Annotated in this window: 4 protein-coding genes; all 4 read right to left on the reverse strand. The window is 36.2% G+C overall.

Annotated features, from left to right (window positions below; translation table 11 throughout):
• Positions 1-136: 136 nt before the first annotated feature.
• From trxB to uvrA, 4 genes are read right to left on the reverse strand one after another with little or no spacing between them, the layout of a single operon-like run.
• On the reverse strand, positions 137-1051 hold the full coding sequence (trxB, locus tag KTQ83_RS10925; protein ID WP_117926708.1) for a thioredoxin-disulfide reductase: 915 nt from the start codon (positions 1049-1051) through the stop codon (positions 137-139).
• A complete protein-coding gene (gene lgt, locus KTQ83_RS10930; RefSeq protein ID WP_217256830.1) occupies positions 1027-2484 on the reverse strand; it encodes a prolipoprotein diacylglyceryl transferase in 1458 nt (485 codons plus the stop codon). The genes trxB and lgt overlap by 25 nt, the downstream gene beginning before the upstream one ends.
• A complete protein-coding gene (gene hprK / locus KTQ83_RS10935) occupies positions 2462-3424 on the reverse strand; it encodes an HPr(Ser) kinase/phosphatase (protein ID WP_117926710.1) in 963 nt (320 codons plus the stop codon). The genes lgt and hprK overlap by 23 nt, the downstream gene beginning before the upstream one ends.
• Entirely contained in the window at positions 3402-6251 is a 2850-nt protein-coding gene (uvrA, locus tag KTQ83_RS10940) for an excinuclease ABC subunit UvrA (RefSeq protein ID WP_217256831.1), read from the reverse strand. The genes hprK and uvrA overlap by 23 nt, the downstream gene beginning before the upstream one ends.
• Between the last annotated feature and the right edge of the window lie 175 nt (positions 6252-6426).

Below are 6426 nucleotides of genomic sequence, written 5' to 3' on the forward strand. Positions count from 1 at the left end.
GTGATTATTTTGTATAACATTTTTTTGATACCACCCGCATAGCAGGTGGTTTTGTTGTTTCGTACTTCGTACTCAACCGGCTAAAGCCAAAAGCATAAAATTAAAACCAGATGTTTCCATCTGGTTTCTTGAACTATTAAATTCCTTTTATTTTATGAAATGCATGCTGTGCTGCAATGGCACCATCATTACATGCCGTAATAACCTGTCTTAAATTTTTGTCAATGACATCGCCTGCTGCATAAATTCCTGGAATTTTTGTTTGACGATCATCATCGACTAGAACATAGCCACGCTCATTTAATATACCTAAATCTTGTACGCAATCCGTATTTGGATCTTGTCCAACATAAGGGAAGATACCTGAACATTCTATAACTTGTTTTTCATGAGTATCCACATTTTCAAGTTCAATACCGGATACTTTTCCTTCCGAACTTAAAATTTGAACAGGAATATGCTTCTTAATGACATGAATCTTTGCGTTCTCTTCAATTTGTTTTTGAATATGTTCTTCAGCTCTAAATACGTCTCTTCGAATCACAATCGTAACACTGCGCGCAAGCCCGGCAAGATAAATCGATTCTTCTAATGCCGAGTTTCCTCCACCAATCACTACAACCTCTTTATCTCTAAAAAATGCACCGTCACAAACTGCACAGAAAGAAACACCATGTCCTAGATTTTCATTTTCCCCAGGAATATTCAATAAACGTTCCTTTGTTCCTGTCGCAAGAATGACAGCTTTCCCTTTCACAACATTCCCATCGTTTAAATATACATTTTTATTTTCATCGATTTTATTGACTTCACCATACGCATATTCAGCTTGAAAAGATGTTGCTTGTTCAAACATATCCATTGCCAACTGTGTACCTTCAATATCTTTTATACCTGGATAATTACTGATTTTATTTGTCTTAATCAATTTTCCACCTGGCGCTCCATTTTCTAATATCAAAGTTTTAAGTCCTGCCCTTGAACCATATAATGCTGCGCTTAAACCAGCAGGGCCGGCACCAACTATTACCAAATCGTATTGTCGCTCCATATGCGATCCTCCTTACATAATGATACTAACTGCATTAAATCATCGATGACCTTACATGGATGTGCTTTTTCTAAAGCTTCACGTTGTTTTTCATCTACACTAAACCCTACAGAATAGGCAGCCATATTTTTTGCGGCTACAATATCCGCAACATTATCACCAACATAAATACAATCGTCATGACTAGTATGTAATAAGTTGCATGCTTCAATCAAGCCAGATGCACTTGGCTTAGGTTCGGGCAAATTTTCTTTTCCCAATACAACCTTGAAATAGCCATCTAAACCAGCTTGTTTTAGTCCTCTTTTCACCACTTCAATACGCTTATTTGATACTACCGCACACTGTATATTTTGTTCTTTTAACCCCTCTAACATTTCTTTGGCATGAGGCACTTCCTTTAACAGATTTTTATGCAAAGATTTATTGATTACTTGATAACGATCAATAATACTTTGTACCTGATCTTCTGGGAAATACTTTGAAAAAGTTACTTCTAGCGTTGGTCCAAAGAATGAATATAGTTCTTCATTTGATAATTCATAATCGGGTTTTAATTCTTTAAAAACTCTTCTAAATGTTTCAAAAACTAATTGTTGTGAATCAATCAGCGTTCCATCCAAGTCAAACAAAACAATCGGTTTATTTTTCCAGTGAAAAGCTTTATGAAATACGCCCATTAAGCCAAGACAACCAACAACCATTAAAGCTAAAGATACAAGTTGAGCTGTACGAAGGCCAAATACCATTAAAGAATCAGTTCGCATTCCTTCAACCACAAAACGTGTAATTCCATACCATACCATATACATAAATCCGCAGTCCCCGCGTCTTTTATACCAATGCTTACGGAAAATAAGTGTGATAAACAAGAATCCTAATAGATTACATACACTTTCAAATAAGAAAGTAGGCATACGATAGGCTCCATCAATAAACATTTGATTTTTAATAAACACTGGATAATGCGCAAAGAAACTCTCAGATACAATCCCACCATAGGCTTCTTGATTCATAAAGTTTCCCCAACGCCCAAAGGCTTGTGCCAATAACACAGTTGGCATAATCAAATCAAACATTCTAAGAAATGAAATGTGGCGTTTCTTAAAGAAGAATAAACTAAAAATAGTTCCTGCAATCAAGCCTCCATGTATGGCCAAACCACCGTTCCAAATGGCTACAATTTCATTTAGGTGTGAAGAATAATAATTCCATTCAAAAATAACATACCATGCTCGAGCTCCCAAAATTCCAATAAACAACATAGGAACTACATAATCATCTAGAACTTCAGGTGCATATCCCCATTTTTTCATTGTTCTTTGACATAGTAAATAAGCACATAATGCGCCTGTTAAAATTAAAACGGCATACCAAGCAATTTCTAAAGATCCAAAAGAAACAAAAATTCTAGTGTTCGGAAACAGATGCATCGAATTCCTCCTTCTTATTCTCGGATATTTGCGATAGTACTCGCTCTTCAAATTCTTTAGCTGAATCTAAGCCATCTTTCAACAATAAGAAGTTTGTCACAGCCGTTTCAATAACAGATGACATTGGTCGTCCTTGAGAAACCGGAATAGTCATCTTTAAAATTTTGATTCCTAAAATCTCATTGTATTCTTTTTCTTCAATTCCAACTCGATCATATTCATAAGAATCATTAAATGGCTCTAAATCGATTTGAAATTCAATTTGTGTTTCATGGGCAACAGCTCCTACTCCATACATGCGAGAAACATTAATAATTCCAACACCTCTTAGTTCCATGAACCCTTCTAACATAGGTGTCGTTCTTCCTACCAAATCATCGTGTATTTTGTAACAATCAATACGATCATCACCGACTAATTGATGGCCTCGTTTGATAAGTTCCAAGGCAATTTCGCTTTTTCCCATACCACTTCGACCGGTAATCAATACACCAACACCAAATACACGCACTAACTCTCCATGAATGACTACAGATTCTGCAAGACATTCATCCAAATAGTTTGTGATACTAACGATTGCGTGTGATGTTTGATATTCTGTTTTAAACACAGGAAAATTTTTACGTTGTGCTATCTCTTTTAAAACAGGAGGGCACTCATGCCCATGTGCAACCACAATACATGGTGTACTATCTCCTGTCAAAAATTCAAAAGAACGACGCTGAGAAATTTCATCCATCTGCTCTTCGATATATCCTATTTCTTTATCTCCAAGTACGACAAGACGTTTTGTTTGTGTGTCTGGAAAATATCCGGCTAATTCTAATCCAGGGCGGTTTGTATCTGCCAAAGTTAATGGACGATTTAATGAGTCTGAATCCCCAGTTACAATAGTCCACATGAATTTTTTAGCTAAATCACGAACAATTACTTTTGCCATGGTCTCCTCCTTTTTCTAACATTGGTTTTAAATATTGACCTGTATAACTCTCTTTACATGCAGCAACCTTTTCTGGAGTTCCCGTACAAATCACAGTTCCTCCTCCTTGTCCACCTTCAGGTCCCATATCTATAATTTGATCTGCACATTTGATCACATCCAAATTGTGCTCTATAACTAATACTGTATCACCGTGTTCTACAAGACGTTGTAGAACATCAATCAATTTCTTTACATCATCACTATGCAAACCTGTTGTTGGTTCATCAAGCACAAATAATGTTTTTCCTGTTGCCTTCTTTTGAAGTTCACTTGCCAGTTTAACACGTTGTGCTTCACCACCAGATAAAGTCGTAGCACTTTGACCTAACTTAATATAAGAAAGTCCTACATCGTTTAATGTTTGTAGTTTATGTTTGATTTTTGAAACATTGCTGAAGAATTCCAAGGCTTCTTCAACCGTCATATCCAATACATCCGCAATCGTCTTACCTTTATACTGAACTTGTAATGTTTCTTCGTTGTAACGCTTTCCACCACATTGATCACAAGGTACATAAACATCTGGTAAAAAGTGCATAGAAATACGTAAAATTCCATCGCCTTGACAGGCTTCACAACGTCCACCTTTCACATTGAATGAAAAGCGTCCTTTATCATAACCTAACATTTTAGCTTCTTTTGTCTGCGCAAATAAATCACGAATATCATCGAATACACCTGTATATGTAGCAGGATTTGAACGTGGCGTTCTACCGATTGGATCTTGTCCTATTTCAACAATTTTATCAATATTTTCGATTCCTTGAATTTCTTTACATACCCCTGGCTTAATTCTTAATCGCCCTAGTGCATGTTGTAAACCCTGTGTTAACACTTCTGTAACTAATGACGATTTCCCACTTCCTGAAACACCAGTCACAACAGTAAATGTACCAAGTTTAATAGTTACATTCACATTTTTTAAGTTGTTTTGACTCGCTTTCACAATCTTTAGTTTCTTGCCATTTCCTTTGCGACGTGTTGCCGGCACTTCAATTCTTTTACGTCCACTTAAATAAGCTCCCGTAATTGAGTTTTCGTTCTGCATAATTTCTTCCGGTGTTCCCACCGCAACAATTTGTCCGCCATGCACACCGGCACCAGGTCCTACATCCACAATATAGTCACTTGCTCGCATTGTGTCTTCATCATGTTCAACCACAATTAATGTATTGCCTAAATCACGCATATCTTTTAACGCACCAATCAAACGATCATTGTCTCTTTGGTGTAAACCAATACTTGGTTCATCCAAAACATACATAACACCCGTTAAGCGGGATCCAATCTGTGTTGCCAAGCGAATACGTTGCGCTTCTCCACCTGATAAAGTGGATGCTAAACGATCAAGAGTTAAATAACTAAGTCCAACATGATTTAAAAATGAAAGACGGTTTTTAATTTCTTTGACCACTAACTCTGCAATCTTAGCTTGTGTTGGCGTTAATTCTAACTGATCCATAAAATCGATGGCTTCACTAATACTCATTTGCGTCCATTCATAAATGTTTTTTCCACCAACAAGTACAGATAGTGCCTGTTTATTTAATCGTGCTCCATGACATTTCGGACATTGAGCATCTGCCAAGAAAGAACCGTACCATTCTCGAGACATCGTTGAAGTAGTTTCCATATATCTACGTTCAATCATAGGGCAAACACCTTCAATGCATTCTAGCTTTGTTGAGACGATTCCCGAACGAGAATTCAACTGGTATGCGATTGGTACATCTGAACCATATAATAAATAGTTAAGCTTCTTCTTAGGTAAATCTTTGATAGGTGTATCCATGTCTATTTCATAATATTTAATAAGCGCATGAATTCTCTGCCATTCTAGATTTTCTGTATTTACAATATTTTTATAATAATGAATGCCTCCTTGGGCAATTGATTTGGTATCGTCCGGAATCAACAAAGATAGATCTACTTTCTGTGTAATACCTAGTCCTTTACATTCTGGACAAGCTCCGAAAGGCGCATTAAATGAAAATAATTTAGGTTCTAGTTTAGGTACAGAAAAACCACACACTTTACATGCATAATTGCTTGAAAATAATGTTTCAGAATCATTCGTTAGTAAAATAGCTAAACCATCGCTTAATTTGAGTGCAGTTTCTAATGAATCATGAAAACGCGAACGATCATCACTCTTTACAATGCGATCAACAACAACATCAATTGAATGTTTCTTGTTCTTATCTAAAGGTTCAAGTTCTTCAAGATACTTAATTTCTCCATCAATACGAACACGAATATAGCCTTCTTTCATTAAATTTTCTAAAAGATCTTTATGTGATCCCTTTTTACCTTGAATAACAGGACTCAAAATTGTACATCTAGTTTTATCAGGTAGTTCCATGATCTTATCAATCATTTCCTTAATAGTATTTCCAGTAATAGGAATATGGTGATCAGGACAATAAGGGACACCTATACGTGCATATAATAAACGTAGATAATCATAAATTTCGGTAACTGTTCCTACAGTTGAACGTGGATTATTAGATGTAGTTTTTTGATCAATTGCGATGGCTGGTGATAATCCATCGATTTGATCGACATCAGGTTTTTCGCTATTGCCAAGAAATTGTCTAGCGTATGCGGATAGAGATTCCATATATCGACGTTGTCCTTCAGCATAAATGGTATCGAAGGCTAGGGACGTTTTTCCACTTCCAGAAACGCCTGTCATAATGACTAATTTATCTTTGGGTAGTTTTAAACTTATATTTTTAAGGTTGTTTTCACGAGCACCTTGTATTGTTATGTACTTTTGGTCCATAATAAACCTCCTTTACGTTTTATTATACCATAAACATCTATTCATGATATGTGAAAAAATGTGCAAGGAAAAAAGCCAAGTCTTTTATTTACTTAGACTTGGCTTTTGAATATAAAAGGCAAAAAAAAGGACCCGGCAGCTAGCTATCTTCGCAGGGGCAAGCCCAACTATTGTC

It is taken from the genome of Holdemanella porci (assembly GCF_019052655.1).
Taxonomy (GTDB): domain Bacteria; phylum Bacillota_I; class Bacilli_A; order Erysipelotrichales; family Erysipelotrichaceae; genus Holdemanella; species Holdemanella hominis.